The sequence below is a fragment of the Catellatospora tritici genome (assembly GCF_019083965.1).
Classification (GTDB): Bacteria; Actinomycetota; Actinomycetes; order Mycobacteriales; family Micromonosporaceae; genus Catellatospora; species Catellatospora tritici.
The window spans coordinates 1-16,913 of sequence record NZ_JAHRCY010000003.1 but is presented as its reverse complement, the minus strand read 5'-3'; the positions used below and the strand labels follow the sequence as shown (position 1 = coordinate 16,913).

Genomic DNA, 16,913 nt, shown 5'->3' with positions numbered 1-16,913 from the left:
TGGGTTCTGCCTCCGGCTCCGGACGGGAGTTCGTGGATCTTGTCATTGATGGATCCAATCTTTCATGCCGCGTCGCGTGAGCCTAGGAGGGCGGCGTCTCGCAGGCGGCGCGTGTAGGGATGGGTGGGGTCGTCGAGCACCTGCGGCGTTGGACCGCTCTCGACGATCCGTCCCTCGAAGCAGACCAGGATCCGTGAGGTCATCTGGCGGACGACGGCCAGGTCGTGGGTGATGAACAGGGTGCTCATCCCGGTGGTGGACTGTACCGAGCGGAGGAGTTCCAGGATCTGTGCCTGGACCGAGACGTCCAGTGCGGCCACGGGCTCGTCGCAGATCAGCAGCCGGGGGCGCAGGGCCAGTGCGCGGGCGATGGCCACGCGCTGTCGCTCGCCGCCTGACAACGCCCGCGGCCGCCGTTGCGCGTAGTCGGGCGGCAGCCCCACCTGCTCGAGCAGACCAGGCACCTCGGCACGGAGCCCGCCGCGGATGGAGACCGCCTCCTCGAGGGCGGCGCCGATGGTCAGCTTCGGGTTGAGGGAGGAGTAGGGGTCCTGAAAGACGATCTGGACGGTTCGGTAGGCCTCGCGGCGCTGCTGGAGGGACAGCTTCGAGAAGTCGGTCGCGTCGAGTTCGCCGAGGTCGATCCGGCCTGTGTCGGGTGTGGTCAGGCCCATGAGGCACCGGGCGATGGTCGACTTGCCCGAGCCGGATTCGCCGACCAGGCCCACGGCCTCCGCCTCGCCGATGTCGAAGGAGGCGTCGTACAGGGCGTGGAAGACCCGGTGGCGCCCCGTGATCGTGGTCGACCGGAAGGCCTTCGACAGGTTCTGCACCTTCACCAGCGGCGCCGTGGCGGGCCGGGGTTGTGCGATGGCGGCGTCGCCGGTGCGTGACTGGCGGGGCGTGGTCGCGTCCAGTTCGTCGGTGCGCAGGCAGGCCGATGTGTGTCCGTCGTCGAGCAGGCGCAGCGGCGGGCGTGCCGCCCGGCAGGCGTCGACGACCAGGTCGCATCGGCTCGCGAAGGCGCACTGGTCCAGGACCTCGTGTGCGGCGGGAACTCTGCCCGGGATGGTGTCGAGTCGGTCGACGACGTGTGTCAACGGCGGTGCCGCGCTCAGCAGTCCGCGGGTGTAGGGGTGCCGCGGGGTGCGTTTCAGGGCCTCGGACGTGCCGGACTCCAGCATGGTCCCGGCGTACATCACCATGATGCGGTCACAGGCGCTGAACGCGACGTTGAGGTCGTGGGTGATGAGGATCATGCTCATCCCGCGTGCGCGCTGCAGCCTGCCCAGCAGGGCCAGCACGTCCTTCTGGGTGCTGGCGTCGAGCGCCGTGGTCGGCTCGTCGGCGATGAGCAGCTGCGGGTCGCGCGCGAGTGCCGCGGCGATGCCGACGCGCTGGCGCATGCCGCCGGACAGCTCGAAGGTGCGCTTGTCGGCGATGCCTGGCTGGATGCCCACCTCGTCCAGGCGGCGCTCGATCTCCTGGTCGCGCCGTGCCCGGTCGCGCCGTATCCGCGGGTCGAGCGACTCGGCGAGCGTGGCGCGTACGGTCAGCAGCGGATGCAGCATCGTGAAGGGGTCCTGCATGACGAGCGAGATCGACGTGCCACGCAGGGCGCGCAGGTCACGCTCCGGGGCGCCGACGAGTTCCCGCTGCCCGAGCCGGATGCTCCCGGATGCGGCGAGACCCTTCGGGAGCAGGCCGATGATGGATTTCGCGGTCAGGGACTTGCCGCTGCCCGACTCTCCCACGATCCCGAGGGTGGTCCCGGGCGCCAGGTCGAAGCCGACGTTCTGGACCAGCGTCCGTGGCCCCCGCCGGCTGTCGAGCATGCGCACGTCGAGGGAGTCCACGATCAGGCCGCCGGCCCGGGCGACCGGGTCGACCCGCCCCGGCCTGGGCGATGTCGTGTTCGTCATTGCTGGTCCTTCGTCAGGGTGTCATGGGCCCAGTCGCCGAGGATGGTCACGCTGGCGGCGAAGAGAACGATCGCCACGGCGGGCGCCGCCATCTGGAACGGGTTGACGGTGATCAGTGACTGGCCGTCCGCCAGCATCGAACCCCAGTTCGGGGCCCCCGGCTCGACGCCGATCCGCAGGAATGCGAGTGCGGCGAAGATCAGGATCGCGGTGACGAAGTCGAGCAGGAGCGTCGTCAGCACCGTGGCCCTGATGTTGGGGAGGATGTGCCGCACGATGACCCTGCTCCGCGCGAGCCCCAGCGTCCGGGCGGCGGCGACGTAGGGCAGCCGTACCTGGCCCAGGGTGGCGCTGCGGGTCTGCCGGGTCGCGTGCGGTATGGACAGGAACGCGATGACGGCCACGCTCAGCCAGGTGCCGCCCTGGAGCACTCCGATCACCACGATCGCCACCAGCAGGCCCGGCAGCGACCAGACCAGGTCGGCGAACCGCGAGATGATCGCGTCGACGAGTCCGCCCCGGTAGCCGGCGGTCAGCCCGAGCGTTGTGCCCGCGATCATCGCGGCCAGCGCGACGACGAAGGGGCCGGCCAGCGCCGATCCTGTTGCCGCCATCAGCCTGGACAGGATGTCGCGGCCCAGTTCGTCGGTCCCGAGCCAGTGGCCGGGGGCCGGTCCCGAGGCGCCGAGCAGCAGGTCCTGGGTGTCGGGGTTGCGGGGTGAGAGTTGATGTCCGCACACGGCCAGGGTCAGGAAGGACAGCGCGATGAGTGCTGCGGCCCAGACGAGCGCTGGTGCGCCCAGCCGGGGCCTCATCGGGCGGCCCCGTCGCGCAGTCGGGGGTCGATCAGCAGGGAGCACAGGTCCACGCCGGTGTTGACGACGACGACGTACAGTGCTGTGAAGATGGCGAGCGCCTGTACGACCGGCACGTCCTTGGCGCCCACGGACTCCACCATCATCGAGCCCACTCCGGGCAGCGAGAACACCACCTCGACGAGGATCGCCCCGGGGAGGGCGACGATGAGGACGAGGCCGAGCGAGGAGATGATGGGCAGCGCCACGTTGCGCAGCGCGTACGTCGTCTGGACGCGGACCCGTGACAGGCCGCGGGCTCGGGCGAAGGTCAGGTAGTCCTGGTCGAGGACGCCGAGGGCGGCTGCCCGGGTCTGCCGGACCACGAGTGCGGCCAGTCCGGCTCCCAGCGCCACCGCCGGCAGTGCCAGGTGCAGGAGCCGGTCGCCGGGGCCGTCGCCCGCGCCGTACACGGGCAAGACGGGGAAACGGACGCCGAACAGGTAGATGAGCAGGGTGCCCACCGCGAACGGGGGTGCGCTCATGCCGAGGATCGCCGCCAGCGTGATTGCCCGGTCGGCGGCGCGGCCCCGCCACGCGGCCGCGGCCAGTCCGGCTGGGACTCCGATCATCGCCGCGACGAGGAACGCCAGCACCGCCAGTTCGGCCGAGACGGCCGCACGGGCCGACACGGCGCTGGATACCGGCTCGCTTGTCACGATCGAGCGGCCGAAGTCCAGGTGTGCGGCTTCGGTGAGCCAGCGCAGGTATCGGAGCAGGAACGGGTCGTCCAGGTGGTACTGGAGTCGGATGGAGTGGATCAGTTCGGGCGATGCCGGCCGGGCTCCCAGCAGCGTGGTCTCCAGGGACCCCGGTGCCATCGACACGAGGCTGAAGACCAGGAAGCTGACCAGTAGGAGCAGGAGCCCGGCGGCACCGAGCCGCCCGATGAGGCGTCGGAGCATCACATCTCCGCGGTCGCGTGTCGCAGGAGGGGCTGTGTCACGAGGTCCAGTGCGGCGGGATCGAATTGGTGTCCGAGCCCTTCGATCACGACGAGTTCGGCGCCGGGGATGAGCGCGGCGGTGGCGTGGCCGTGCTGGACCGGGATGACGTGGTCCTCGGTGCCGTGGATGACCAGGGTCGGGGTGCGCACCTCGGCCAGCCGGTCGGTCCGGTCCGGGGTCGCGGCGGTGGCCTGGAGGTGGTTCCAGACTGCTGCCGGCTGTGTCGCCCGGTGGTAGCTCTGGCTGTGCATGCTGCGGACGTACTGCTCGTCGAAAGGTGTGGCGCTGCCTGCCACGCCGCGGGAGAAGTCGGTCCACCCGTTGACGTACTCGTCGTGTGAGGGGTTCTTGCCGGGTCCCGGCACGGTCTCGAAAGCCTTCCAGGCGGTCGGGTCGGGACCGGGCAGGTTTTCGGGAGACGTGCCCGACGCGTAGGAGTTCGACAGCGGCGTCGACATCAGCGATGTCGCCGTGGAGATCCGTTCGGGATGGGCCAGCAGGCACTCCTGCACGATCATGCCGCCCATCGAGGCGCCGACCAGGTGGGCCCGCTCGATGCCGTACGCGTCGAGGACGCCGATGGCGTCGTCGGCCATGTCCGCGAGGGTGTACGGGTGCTGCTCGTAGTCGATGACCGAGGAGCGCCCGGTGTCGCGGTGGTCGTACCGGATGACGAAGAACCCGTTGTCGGCCAGCCGGCCGCAGAACCGCTCCGGCCAGGCGATCCCCTGCCAGTACGCCGCCATCACCAGCAGGATGCACGGGTCGGCCGGGTCGCCGAAGCTGTCGGTCCACAGCGTCAGGCCGTTGGCCTCGACGGTCCGCGCGCTCATGCGCCGTTCCCGGTGAGCGTGTCGAGCCAGGCACCGGTGATGAAGGCCATGAAGTCCGGTGCCGTGCTCGAGGAGTAGCCGTCGCCGTAGACGAGCACGGTGTTCGGCGCGAACAGGGGCACGTAGGGCAGTTGCTCGGCGGCGCTGGTCAGGATCGAGGAGGCCGCGGCCCAGCGGGCGGCGCGGTCACCGGACTGCGTCATGGTCAGCGCCAGGGGCTCTACTTCCTGCGGGGTCCAGGACGCCATGTTGAATTTGGTGGGTGCTGCGTTGGCCTTGGTCACCATCAGGGCCATGCCTCCGTTCGGGTCTGGTTGCAGGTCGCCGATCTGGAACACGCCGAGCGGAGCCGGCTTGAACATGTAGATGTCGGTCGCCCACTGGATGAAGGTCTGCGGTTTCAGGTTCACCGTGATACCCAACGGCTTGGCCGCCTGCTGGAGGCTCAGCAGGACCGGCTCTGCGAAGGGCTCGCTGGACGGGTACGGGACGTCGATGCTGAACCCGGCCGGCGTGGCCGACAGGGCCAGTTCCTTGGCGGCCGCGACCGGATCGTAGGAGACCTGGGGCAGCCCCGACATGAACGACGTGACCGCGTCGGCTGATCCGGCCAGTGGCACGAACTCGGCGTCGGGTGCCATGCCGCGCATGACCTGCGCTTCGTCACCGTAGGTGACCCGAGCCAGGGACTGGCGGTCGATCAGGTGCGCCACGGCGCGCCGGGCGTGCACGTCGTTGAAGGGCGCCTTGCTGGTGTCGAAGGTGAGGTACGTCGAGAGCAGGGACGGGGTGCTGAACACCGTCGCGCCTTTGATCGACTTCCACTGCTGGGTGCTCTTGGGGGCGTTGACGTAGTTGGCCTGCACCCCGCCCGAGCGCAGGGCGAGCTGGGCGGTGGTGTCGGCCGTGAACCCGGCGAAGGTGAGCTTCTTGATGCGGGGCGCGGACCCCCAGTAGGCGGGGTTCGACGTGAGCTCGACCTTGTCCGCCTTGAACGAGGAGTACACGTAGGGTCCGGTGCCGACGGGCAGCCCAGCGGCCGTGCCGTAGTCGGCGCCGGCGCCCTTCATCGCGTCGGCTTCGGACACCAGGACGCCGAAGGCGATCGAGCCGCGGATGGCCGGGTCGGGATGCGCGAGGGTGACGGTGACCTGTGCGTCGCCGGTGGCCTGGACGTCCTTGATGCTCGTGAGGATCGACGCCGTCTGCGCACCGCCGGCCCCGTCGATCGCGTGTTTGAACGCCGCGACCACGTCGCCGGCGGTCAGCGGCTTGCCGTCGGAGAACTTCACGTCCCCGCGCAGGTCGTAGACGACCGAGGTGTCGTTCGGGGTGGTGACCTTGCCGGCCAGCACCGGCGTGGCCTTGCCCGCACTGTCGAAGCGCTCCAGCGGCTGGGTCACCATGACCGCGACGGCCGACGTCCAGCCGTTCATGTTCTTGGTCAGGTCGAGCGAGCTCGGCGGCGTCGGGATGCCGTAGGTGAAGCTGCCGATCGGCTTCGGTGCCTGCTGGCCGGATGCGGGATCACCGGCGGCGCCGGAGCAGGCCGTCAGGGCCAGCAGGCACGCGGCGGCGGCCGCGAGGGGCCCGTGGGGGCGGAGGTTCGGTAGCCTGAGGGTCGCGAGCAGCGATGTCATCGTTTCTCTATTCGGTGGTCGGGCTGTCGGAGAGGCGCCTGGGCTCAGGCGAGCCAGGACTTGATCTGGTTGACGGCGTTGGCTTCCCAGCCGAGCATCACGTGGTTGTCGAACCACAGCGTCTTGCTGTCGGCGACCGTGGTCAGCCCGCCGGTGTCGGTGCAGGACGCGACGAAGACGACGCCGTCGGACGGGCCGGTGTTCTCCGTGGAGGTGGGCAGCGTCGGGTAGCCACCGCAGAGCAGGTAGACCCCGACGGACGCGGGGCTGGGCGCGGCGCGCATGGTGGTGATGAGCGAGCCCTGGTTGATGGCGGTGTCGATGCCCGGCGAGAAGGAGTAGGCGCCCCAGCCGCCGTAGTAGACGGTGTACCAGTCGGCCCAGCTGGTATCGAGTGCGTAGACGTTGTCCCACCGGTAGAGCGCCTGTCGGGCTCCGGGGTACGCGTCGTTCGCTCCGGTGCCGGAGTAGGTGAGTTCCGGGTGTGTGTAGTAGGCCCCGAAGCAGAACAGCGTGCTGGCCGCGATCGGGAAGTTGAGGTTGCCGCCGCACTCGGGCCAGACGGTGCCCATGTTCTGGATGCCGTGCCGGTAGGGGGTGTCCATGCCCTTGTTGGGTCCGCCGAGCAGGATGAGCTTGCGGACGTCGTTCTGGTAGGGGCGGCCCCACGGGGGCTTGACACCCGACACGTACATCCGTGCGGCCAGGACGCCTTTGGACCAGGCGAGGAGGTCGACCTGGGGGACGCCGAGCTCGCCTCGGATCACCTCGATGGCGTCTGCGATGACCTGGGCCTGCTGGTAGTTGTCGCCGAAGCTGTGCGCGAAGTTGACCGCGAAGACCTTGTAGCCTGCCCCGGCCAGTGCCTGCATGAGTCCCGTCGTGGGGCACGGCGCGTTTCCGCAGCCGCCCGCGCCGTTGAGGTTCGGGTTGGCCCACGCCTGGTCGGCGTTCTGGGTGGCTCCGAGTACCAGCAGCACCGGGACGGCCTTGGGGTTGGTGTTCCAGCCCGGTGCCGAGTAGAGCAGGAACTTGCCGCTGCCGGGGCGGGCGGTCCCCCCGAAGTAGGTCAGCCGGTCACCGCTCTGGTCGCCACGACCGTCTGACGGGAAGTGCTCGGTGGTGAAGTTCGGGTCGGGGTCGCTCCAGCGCTGGACGCGTGCCCAGCCGTTGTTCACTGCGGTGTAGGTCGCTTCCAGGATGGGTCCCCCGGCTGCCTGCGCGGCCTGGGGGGTGGCGAGCAGGTGGCCCGTGACCAGGACGAGCAGGGCCAGAATCAAGCGGTGTCGGCGCATCAGGTCGGCTGCCTCTCCGAGTGGCTGGAGTCGAGCGGTGGCGTGGACTCTGGCACGCATTGGATCCATTGAGAAGACGCCGTTACCATTTCGTAACATATTGAGTGCGCAAACGCGCGTAAAGGCGGCGCCGCATCATCAGATATGGATCCGATCGAACGCCTTGCCCGAGGGGTAGGACACGAGTTCGAACTGCATGCCCCAGGGCGCGAGGAAGTACACCCAGCGCTGGCCCAGGCTCGGTCCCGAGCTGCTCGTCGGCTCGCCCAGCACGGTGACGCCGTGGCGGCGCAGGTGCTCGACCGCCGCGTCGAGGTCCTCGACGTACAGCGCGACGTGGTGTCCCCCGATGTCACTGTTGGCAGGAGGAACGGTCCGCTGCGCGACGGCCTCGTACTCGAAGACCTCGAAGATCGGCGCATTTCCCAGTCGGAAGAAGCGCAGCCGCCGCATCACCGTGTCGTCGGCGACGTTGAGGTGCCGGCTCATCCAGGAACCCCGGTCGGCGAAGGGTCCCAGGTCGTACATCGCCGTACAGCCGAGCACGTCCACCAGGAAGGCGTGCGCCTGGTCGAGATCAGGGACCGTGAAGCCGATGTGGTCGAGCCCGGTGACACCTGGCAGGGGGCCGAGGTCGTTGCGCACGCCAGAACTCCTTCCAATGGATCCAAAACGAAGACCGATCCGCTGAGATCGCGCCACATCATGGCACAGGTCGGCAGGCAATGGATCCAATCGGCTTCACAAAGGCGGCCGCGTGTGGCAAGGTCGGGCATCGCCGGATCGTCAACGGAGGAGACAACCCATGCCCGCAATCCATCCCCTGGCCGCACAGTCCCCCTGGGTGGAGCTCGTGGCGGGTCGCCAGGACTGGGACGACGCCGATCCCGACCTGCTGCTGGCGATGCTGAGCCAGACCCTGTGGATCCGATCCTTCGAAGAGCACGTGCTGGAACTCGCGGCCGAAGGCCTCGTACACGGCCCCGCCCACTCCAGCATCGGCCAGGAGGGCGGCGCAGCCGGGTCCGTCCTCGCCCTGCGCGGCGACGACTTCGTCAACGGCTCCCACCGCGGCCACCACCAGTTCCTGGCCAAGGCGTTCGGCCACGTAGCCGCCGCCACGCCCGGCTCGCTGCCGAAGCTCACCGACGAGGTGCGCACCGTGCTGGCCCGGACCCTGGCCGAGATCTGCGGCCTCGCCGACGGCTTCTGCGCCGGCCGCGGGGGTTCGATGCACCTGCAGTGGTTCGAGGCCGGGGCGATGGGCACCAACGCGATCGTCGGCGGCGGCGTCCCGCAGGCGGCCGGCTTCGCCTGGTCGGCCAGATCAGCCGGGACCGACGCGGTGTCGGTCACCTACTTCGGCGACGGCGCGGTCAACATCGGGTCGGTGCTCGAGACCATGAACCTCGCCGCGGCCTGGCGGTTGCCGGTCTGCTTCTTCATCGAGAACAACCAGTACGCCGTCGCGACGCCGGTGAGCGCGGCGACGGCCGAGACCCGACTGTCCGCCCGTGGCCTCGCCTTCAACATTCCGAGCTGGCGGGTGGACGGGATGGATCCACTCGCCGTGCACCTGGCCATGTCGCAGGCCGTCGCACACATGCGTGCGGGCCGCGGCCCGACGATCGTGGAGGCCGACGTCTACCGGTTCTTCCACCAGAACGGGCCCTTCCCCGGCAGTGCCTTCGGCTACCGCGACAAGGACGAGGAGCGGCGGTGGCGCGAACGAGACCCGCTGGCGCTGCTCACCCGGGAGGTGCTCCGGCGCGGCCTGGCCGCCGAGAGCGCCATCGACCAGGCCCGACGTGAGGTGGACGAGGCGCTGCGTGAGATCAGCGACGGCTTCCTGGAGCCGGACCCCGGGCAGCAACCCGGCAAGCGGCGGATCAGGGCCGACCGCTGGCCGGACCCCGGTTTCGTCGACGTCGGCGTACGCGGCGACCTCGCGGAGCTCGCGGGGAGCCGCTACGTCGAACAGGACGAGTACCCGGGCACCCTGGCCGACGTCCGCTTCATCGACGCGGTCAGCGGCGTCATGGCTCGACGGATGGAACTCGACCCGAGGATCGTCGTCATGGGTGAGGACGTCGACCGGCTCAAAGGTGGGACCAACGGGGCCACCAAGCGCCCCCTCGAGCTCTTCCCCGACCGGGTCCTCGGCACCCCGATCAGCGAGAACGCCTTCGCCGGCCTGGCCGGAGGCATCGCGATCGACGGACGGTTCCGCCCGGTGGTCGAGTTCATGTACGCCGACTTCATGTGGGTCGCCGCCGACCAGCTGTTCAACCAGATCGCCAAGGCACGCCACATGTTCGGAGGTCAGAGCGCCGTCCCGTTCGTGCTCCGCAGCAAGCTCGCCGCCGGCACCGGCTACGGGTCTCAGCACTCCATGGATCCGGCCGGCATCCTGACGACCGCTCCCGGACTCAGGGTCGTCGCCCCGTCCACGCCCTACGACTACGTCGGCCTGATGAACACCGCTCTTGCCTGCGACGACCCCGTCGTCGTGCTGGAGCACGTCGACCTCTACCCGAGCAAGGGAACCGGCCCCGTCGACGACCTCGACTACCTGCTGCCTGTCGGCCGGGCCGCCGTACGCCGGTCGGGCAGCGACCTCACCATCATCAGCTACCTGTCGATGGTGCAACGGTGCCTGGACGCCCTCGACGCCGTACCCGACCTGAGCGCCGATGTGATCGACCTTCGTTGGCTGGACCGGGCCAGCCTGGACTGGCCGACCATCGAGGCCAGCATCCAGAAGACCAACAACGTACTGATCGTGGAGCAGGGTGCCGTCGGCACCTCATACGGCGGATGGCTGTCGGACGAGATCCAGCGCCGCCTCTTCGACCACCTCGACGCGCCGGTGCTCCGGGTGACCGGCGGCGAAGCCTCACCGAGCATCAGCAAGGTCCTCGAGCGGGCGGCCATCGCCACGACCGAAGACGTCATCGCCACGCTGCGCGACATCGCGGCCCGTTGAGACCAGGAGACCGAGAGCCATGGCAAGCCTGCTCCTGATGCCCGAGATCGCGGCCGGGGCCACCGAGGCAGTCCTCTGCGAGTGGCTGGCCGCGGAGAACGCCCACCTCGCGGCCGGCGACCCGGTCGCGCTGGTGGAGACCGCCAAAGCCGTCGTCGAGGTCGCGGTGGACGACGACACCGTGCTGCTGAAGCTCCTGGCGGCACCGGGTGAGACTGTCGACGTCGGCGCTCCGATCGCGCTGCTCGGCAGCCGGGACGAGTCGGGGCTCGACCACCACCGGATGCTCCAGGCGCTCGGGGTTCCCGGTTCCGTGCCGGAGCCGGCCGCCTGCGTCGCCCTGAGCGAGCCGAGCGGCGCTCCATCGCCTGCGAATCCACCTGTCCACGAGCGCACCCGGATCAGTCCGCTGTCCCGCGCTCTTCTCTCCCGGGCCGGCCTGACCTGCGACGGCATCGTCGGCACCGGCCCCGGTGGCCGCATCGTCCGTCGCGACGTCGAGGCCCACATCGCGGCCGACATCGAGACCCGGCGCCAGCCGGAAACGCAGTCGGCCCCACCGGGCCGAACACCTCCCGCCGAGGTCGCCCGGCCGCGCCCGGCCGTAGCGTTCGAGGCCGTCCCGCATACGCGCATCCGCCGCGCGGTGGCGGCACGGCTGACCGGCAGCAAGCAGTCGACGCCGCACTTCTACCTGCGGGGCACGTGCTCCATCGACCGGCTCCTCGCGGTACGTACGGAGATCAACTCGGTCCTGCCGCGCAAGGTGTCGGTGAACGACCTCGTCATCAAGGCTGCCGCCCGGGCACACACGCTCGTGCCCGACATGAACGTCATCTGGACCGAGGACGCGCTGCACCGCTACGCCACCGTCGACATCGCCGTGGCCGTCGCCTCGACCAGGGGGCTGGTCACGCCGGTGCTGCGCAACGTCGACACCATGTCGGTGAGCCAGATCGCCCAGACGGTCGCCGACCGCGTCGAAGCGGCCAACAGGGGCAGGCTGCGCCAGGACGACGTCGAAGGCGGCGCCTTCAGCGTCACGAACCTGGGCATGCACGGGGTCGAGGAGTTCGCGGCCATCATCAACCCACCGCAGTCGGCGATCCTCGCGGTAGGCATGGGACGGCCGGAACCGCACGTGCATGATGGCGCCGTGGCGGTGGCGACCCGGATGCGGGTCGTCCTCTCCGTGGATCACCGTGCGATCGACGGGGTCGTCGCCGCGCACTGGATGCGCGAGTTCGTCCGGCACGTCGAAGCGCCCGCGCTGCTGCTCTTGAACAACCTTTCCGAATAGTAGGAGTGGTCCCATGGCCGATCAGACCGCGTTCTGGATCGCCGGCTCGCCGGAGACCAGTGACGATCTCGTAGTAGTCCGCAATCCCTACGACGGGCGGGTGGTCGGTCGGACTGCCAACGCGACGCTCGCGCAGGTGGAAACAGCGGTGGCGGCCGCGGCGAAGGCGGCACCCGACGCGGCATCGCTGCCCGCCGCGGCCCGCGCGGCCGCGCTCGACCACGTGAGCCGGCGGCTGGCCGAACGCGGCGACGAGGCGGCCGCGCTGATCTGCGCCGAGAACGGCAAACCGCTGATGTGGGCCAAGGCCGAGCTGGGCCGCGCGGTCTCCACGTTCCGCTGGGCCGCCGAGGAGGCGCGCCGCTTCTCCGGCGAGCTGATGCGGCTGGACACCGACCCGGCCGCCGCCGGGCGGATGGCCGTGGTGCGCCGCTTCCCGAAAGGCCCGGTGCTCGGCATCAGCCCGTTCAACTTCCCGCTGAACCTGGTGGCGCACAAGGTCGCCCCGGCCATCGCGGTCGGCGCGCCGATCATCGTGAAGCCGGCCCCGGCCACGCCGCTGTCGGCGCTGCTGCTGGGCGAGCTGCTGGCAGAGACCGACCTGCCCGCGGGCATGTTCTCCGTCGTACCCGTGCCCAACGAGCGGGCCGCCGCCCTGGTCGCCGACCCGCGCCTGCCGGTCGTCTCGTTCACCGGCTCGGGCCCGGTCGGCGCGGCGATCCAAGCCGCGGTGCCGCACAAACACGTCACCCTCGAGCTGGGCGGCAACGCCGCGGCCGTGGTCTGCGGCGATTACGCCGACCTGGACTGGGCCGCCCAGCGCATCGCGCTGTTCGGCAACTACCAGGCCGGGCAGAGCTGCATCGCGGTGCAGCGGGTCGTGGTGCACCGCGACCGGGCCGAGGCCTTCCTGCCCAAGCTGGTCGAGGCGGTGCGCGCGCTCAAGACCGGCGACCCGGCCGCGGCCGACACCCAGGTCGGCCCGCTGATCAACGAAGCGGCCGCGGAGCGGGTGCACCGCTGGGTCGGCGAGGCGGTGGCCGCCGGAGCGAAGGTCCTGACCGGCGGCGGGCGCGACGGCGCCAACCACGCCCCGACAGTGCTGACGGACGTGCCCGCCGACGCGAAGGTCGGGTGCGCCGAGGTGTTCGGGCCGGTGCTGGTGGTGTCGACCGTCGACTCCGACGCGGCCGCGTTCGCCGCGGTCAACGACTCGGCGTACGGGCTGCAGGCGGGCGTGTTCACCACGGACCTGCAGACGGCGTTCACCGCGCACGCGACGCTCCAGGTCGGCGGTGTGATCATCGGTGACGTGCCCTCGTTCCGCGCCGACCAGATGCCGTACGGCGGAGTCAAGGGCTCGGGCGTCGGCCGGGAGGGCCTGCGCAGCGCCATGGACGACTACACCGACCCCCGCGTCCTGGTTCTGACGGGTCTTCAGCTCTGACCGCGTCCTGCGGTGCTTTCACCTCCGCCACAGCAGAGGCTCGGAGCGCGCACGCTCCGAGCCTCTGCTGATATCCGCGGGCCGACCTCCTGGCTACGGCAGGTAGTAGGTCGGGTTCGGCAGCTTCACCGTCCGGTCGGCATGGCCGCCGATGAGATCGGAGAACTGGTCGCCGAAGTTGGCGATGATGTCGTAGCCCTGCGACTCGACGTAGGCGCGGACCGCCGACTTGTACTGGATGGTCGAGCACGCGCCGGTGGCACAGGGGGTACCGCCGAAGATCGACGGATCCGGCGTCGTGCCGGTGTCCCACTTCGTGTAGTAGTTCTCCGCCGTGAACGCGGTGTAGCCGACCTTCGCCAGGTTGCCCAGCGTGGCATCCTTCTGGAACGTGCGGCGGCCCGTCAGCCCGACCACGGTGCAGCCCGCCTGGCTGACCGCGTTGACGAGGGCGGGCATGCCCGGCGTGGCGCCGAAGGCCTGCGGCTGGACCCAGTCGTTGTTCTGGACGGCCGGGTCGAAGTTGAAGTGCATCGCCGCGTCCTCCATGTCGTAGGTCCACAGCGTGGTGTCGTCAGCGTCGAAGACGACGGCGGGCTTGGCACCCTTGCGTACGAGGCGCTTGCACTCATTGACGAGCCGGTTCATGTTGTCCGCGACAATGCCCGCCACTTCGCGGATGTACGCCGAATCGGTCTTGTCTGCGATGCCCGTGCTGGATGCCTGGTAGTACGCCCGGATGGTCGACTTCACCGAGTCGATGTTCGGGATGCCGGCGCCGCCCGCGGTCAGGCCGCTCGAGCCGTCCGGAGCCATCGTGAACTGCGTACGCGGCGCGAGCGCGGGCTCGTCCACGCCGGGCAGGTTCGGGCTCGGCAGGTAGTAGGTCGGATTCGGCAGCTTCAGCACGGCGTCGGAGTAGCCGCCCTGCAGGTCGGAGAACTGGTCGCCGATGTTCAGGGCGATGTCGAAGCCGAGGTCCTGCTCGATGTGCTTGCGGGTGTTCGCCTTGTATTCGACCGTCGTGCAGGCCGCGACGCAGGTGACGTAGGACGGCTTGTTCGAGTCCGGGCCGTTCCACTTGGTGTAGAAGTTCTCGGCGTTGAACTCGGTGTAGCCGACATTTGCCAGGTTCTCGACGGTCGCCTGCTCCTGCGCCTCGCGGCGGCCGGTGATCCCGAATACGGCGTACCCCTTGTCCGCGACCGCGTGCACGAAGGCGACCATGCCGGGGGTGGCCGGGAACTTCTCGCCGAACACCCACGTGGCTTGGAGTGCCGGGTCGAAGTTGAAGTGCATCAGGTTGTCTTCCATGTCGTACGTCCACAGTGTGGTGTCGTCGGCATCGAAGACGACCGCCTTCCTGGCGGCGGGGTCGACGGCCGGGAGTGCGGCGAGCACACTGGCCTCGATCGAGGCCAGCTCGGAGATGTAGGGCGAGTCGGTCTTGTTCGCGATGCCCGCGCTGGTCGCGTTGTAGTACGCGCGGATCGTCGACTTCACCGAGTCGATGTTCGGGATGCCGGCACCGCCCTCGGTCAGGCCGCTCGAGCCATCCGGGGCCATCGTGAAGTGCGAACGTGGTGCCAGTGCGGGGGTGGCGTGCGCCTCGGTCGCGGCGACGAGAGGCACCGCGATCAACGCCGCGGCGACGGTGGCACGGACACGTGTGAGCATACGAAATCTCCCCATGTAGATGACGACGCGGCCACCCTACGGGAAGGTGAACAAGCAGTAAACCGTGGTTGGCACCGGGCCGCTGACCGGGCCCGACCCGCCGGCCCGGTTGTCAGTCCCAGCGCCGGATCAGGGCTGCGATTCGCGTTCCACGGTCGTGTATCCACAATGGACCGTCAGGATCCGGTGTGTCGTCGCGGCGGTGGCAGTTCGACTTCGCCGGCGAGTATGCGCGAGCGTTCCACGTTCCGACCTGAGCGGTGCCCATGGTCGCCCACGGCTACACCGGCGTCTTCGTGTTGCATCACCCCAGCCGGCGCCCGCCTGCCGAGAAGGGCGTGTCCGGCGCCAGTCGGCGCCGGACACTCCCGAGCGGTCAGCGAACGGGGTTGGACTGGGTCAGCAGCAGCCCATTCGCCTAGCGCTGCAGGGTCAGCACACCCGGCCGCCACGGCAGCAGGTTGTAGTCGCCGCCCGCGTTGGGGTTCTTCCCCTGGTAGAGGAACTGGAGGTTGCACGCATCGATGGTCTTGGTCTGGTCGGGGTTGCTGCGGACCAGGTCACCGTGGCTGATGTCGTTGGTCCAGCTCGCGCCGCTGTTGGCCTTGCCTGCGAAGGGGTTGCTCTCGCTGGCGGCCTGCGGGGTCCACGAGCCGCTGAGGCTGCTGGAGGTGAACGAGCGGAAGTAGCGCCCCTGGCTCCCGATCGCCTCGACGATCATCAGGTACTGGTTCTGGCCCTGGACCTTGTAGACCTCGACCGCCTCGAACAGGTTGTACTGCGAGTCGCTCATGATCGTCGTGTAGTTCGAGCCGAAGTTGCCGGGGAAGTTCCCGATCGGCATGCTGGCCCGGTAGATGTTGCCGTTGTCACCGGCGAAGAACAGGTACATGTTCTGGTCGTCACCGATGAGCGTCTGGTCGATGACGCCGGTGCCGGAGTTGGAGATGCTTCCGGTGAACAGCGCCTGCGGCGAGGACCAGCCGTTGGGGTTGGTCGGGTCGCTGGAGGTCTTGTAGTTGAACGCGTTGGGACCCCACTGGTAGGCGAGCACCCAGACGTTCTTCGGTGCGAAGTAGAACAGCGTGGGTGCCACCGTGCCCTGGCTCATTCCGGTCTGGCCGGCCGAGGCCATGTCGGACCAGTTCGTGAACAGGCTGAAGTTCATCGAGCCATACGATCCTCCGCTCGACACGTTCGACGCGTAGACCAGGTGCTTGCCGTTGTAGACCACGTTGGTGAAGTCCTTGAGCGAGACCCACCCGTTCTGCGGGTTCGCCAGCGCGCCGGTCGACGACCAGCGGTACGTCGACGGAAGAGCACAACCCCCCGGGGACGGCGACGACGAGGGCGACGTGGACGGGGACGGCGAGGCGGGGGCGCTGAACGAGGTCTGCCACTGCTGGTTGGTCTGCCCGTGGCAGTCGTACAGCTGGATCTGCTGCCCGTTGCCGGTGCCCCACACGTCCAGGCACCGGCCGGACTGAACGCCGCTGATGGTGCCGTTGGAGTTGACGTTCCACTGCTGGTTCGACTGCCCGTTGCAGTCATAGATGATCACCGCGGTACCGTTCGCGGTGCCCTTCGCGTTCGCGTCGAGGCACTTGCCGCCGTACACGGTCAGCGTCTTGCCGGCGGTGTACGTCCATTGCTGGTTCGTCTGCCCGTTGCAGTCCCAGAGCTGCACCCGGGTGCCGTTGGTCTGCGACGCGTTGGGCACGTCGATACACCGGCCCGACTGCACCCCGACGATCCTGCCGGTGCCGCCCGGCGCCGGGCTCGCGGGCGGCGACGTGGTCGGGTTGACGGCATTGAGGGCGTTGAGCACCGACGTGTAGGCGGACTTCTTGTTCCCGCCGCCGTCGAACAGCAGCGGGCTCTCGCTGGAGCGCCACGAGTCGCTGTCGCGCACGCCCCACACCGTGATCCCGATGCAGCGCGGCACGTTCATGCACGCCTGGGTGAGCCCCGCGTACTGCGACGTCGACGCGTTGGTGACGTCGACCTCGGTC

Annotated in this window: 12 protein-coding genes; 3 read left to right on the top strand and 9 right to left on the bottom strand. The window is 69.3% G+C overall.

Features of this window, described 5'->3' with window-relative positions; translation table 11 throughout:
- Window positions 1-62: 62 nt before the first annotated feature.
- From KUA19_RS07430 to KUA19_RS07400, 7 genes are all read right to left on the bottom strand, one after another.
- A complete protein-coding gene (locus KUA19_RS07430) occupies window positions 63-1,922 on the bottom strand; it encodes a dipeptide ABC transporter ATP-binding protein (RefSeq protein WP_217395403.1) in 1,860 nt (619 codons plus the stop codon).
- Window positions 1,919-2,737 carry an ABC transporter permease gene (locus tag KUA19_RS07425; protein ID WP_217395402.1) on the bottom strand — a complete coding sequence of 273 codons (819 nt, stop codon included), beginning with the start codon at window positions 2,735-2,737 and terminating at the stop codon, window positions 1,919-1,921. Before KUA19_RS07425 ends, KUA19_RS07430 begins: the two co-directional genes overlap by 4 nt.
- Window positions 2,734-3,681 carry an ABC transporter permease gene (locus KUA19_RS07420; protein ID WP_217395401.1) on the bottom strand — a complete coding sequence of 316 codons (948 nt, stop codon included), beginning with the start codon at window positions 3,679-3,681 and terminating at the stop codon, window positions 2,734-2,736. Before KUA19_RS07420 ends, KUA19_RS07425 begins: the two co-directional genes overlap by 4 nt.
- Complete coding sequence (locus KUA19_RS07415) at window positions 3,681-4,556, bottom strand: alpha/beta fold hydrolase (protein ID WP_217395400.1); 876 nt, start codon at window positions 4,554-4,556, stop codon at window positions 3,681-3,683. Before KUA19_RS07415 ends, KUA19_RS07420 begins: the two co-directional genes overlap by 1 nt.
- On the bottom strand, window positions 4,553-6,196 hold the full coding sequence (locus KUA19_RS07410; protein ID WP_217395399.1) for an ABC transporter substrate-binding protein: 1,644 nt from the start codon (window positions 6,194-6,196) through the stop codon (window positions 4,553-4,555). Before KUA19_RS07410 ends, KUA19_RS07415 begins: the two co-directional genes overlap by 4 nt.
- 44 nt (window positions 6,197-6,240) lie before the next feature.
- Entirely contained in the window at window positions 6,241-7,491 is a 1,251-nt protein-coding gene (locus tag KUA19_RS07405; protein WP_217395398.1) for an alpha/beta hydrolase, read from the bottom strand.
- 138 nt (window positions 7,492-7,629) lie between these two features.
- Window positions 7,630-8,136: a VOC family protein gene (locus tag KUA19_RS07400; protein ID WP_217395397.1), complete on the bottom strand. Its 507-nt coding sequence runs from the start codon at window positions 8,134-8,136 to the stop codon at window positions 7,630-7,632.
- A gap of 160 nt (window positions 8,137-8,296) precedes the next feature.
- On the opposite strand from KUA19_RS07400, the gene KUA19_RS07395 reads away from it, so the two are divergent.
- From KUA19_RS07395 to KUA19_RS07385, 3 genes are read left to right on the top strand one after another with little or no spacing between them, the layout of a single operon-like run.
- The gene (locus KUA19_RS07395; protein ID WP_217395396.1) at window positions 8,297-10,477 is read left to right on the top strand and encodes an alpha-ketoacid dehydrogenase subunit alpha/beta; all 2,181 of its coding nucleotides are present in this window, start codon (window positions 8,297-8,299) and stop codon (window positions 10,475-10,477) included.
- Between the two features lie 19 nt (window positions 10,478-10,496).
- Complete coding sequence (locus tag KUA19_RS07390; RefSeq protein ID WP_254548957.1) at window positions 10,497-11,777, top strand: dihydrolipoamide acetyltransferase family protein; 1,281 nt, start codon at window positions 10,497-10,499, stop codon at window positions 11,775-11,777.
- Between the two features lie 13 nt (window positions 11,778-11,790).
- Window positions 11,791-13,224: an aldehyde dehydrogenase family protein gene (locus tag KUA19_RS07385; RefSeq protein WP_217395395.1), complete on the top strand. Its 1,434-nt coding sequence runs from the start codon at window positions 11,791-11,793 to the stop codon at window positions 13,222-13,224.
- A 93-nt stretch (window positions 13,225-13,317) separates the two neighbouring features.
- Here KUA19_RS07385 and KUA19_RS07380 read toward each other — a convergent pair whose 3' ends face one another.
- Both KUA19_RS07380 and KUA19_RS07375 read right to left on the bottom strand, forming a co-directional pair.
- Window positions 13,318-14,901 carry an HAD family acid phosphatase gene (locus KUA19_RS07380; RefSeq protein WP_217395394.1) on the bottom strand — a complete coding sequence of 528 codons (1,584 nt, stop codon included), beginning with the start codon at window positions 14,899-14,901 and terminating at the stop codon, window positions 13,318-13,320.
- 418 nt (window positions 14,902-15,319) lie between these two features.
- Window positions 15,320-16,913, bottom strand: a 1,594-nt coding sequence (locus tag KUA19_RS07375; protein ID WP_217395393.1) for a non-reducing end alpha-L-arabinofuranosidase family hydrolase, incomplete at its 5' end; no start/stop codon positions are given.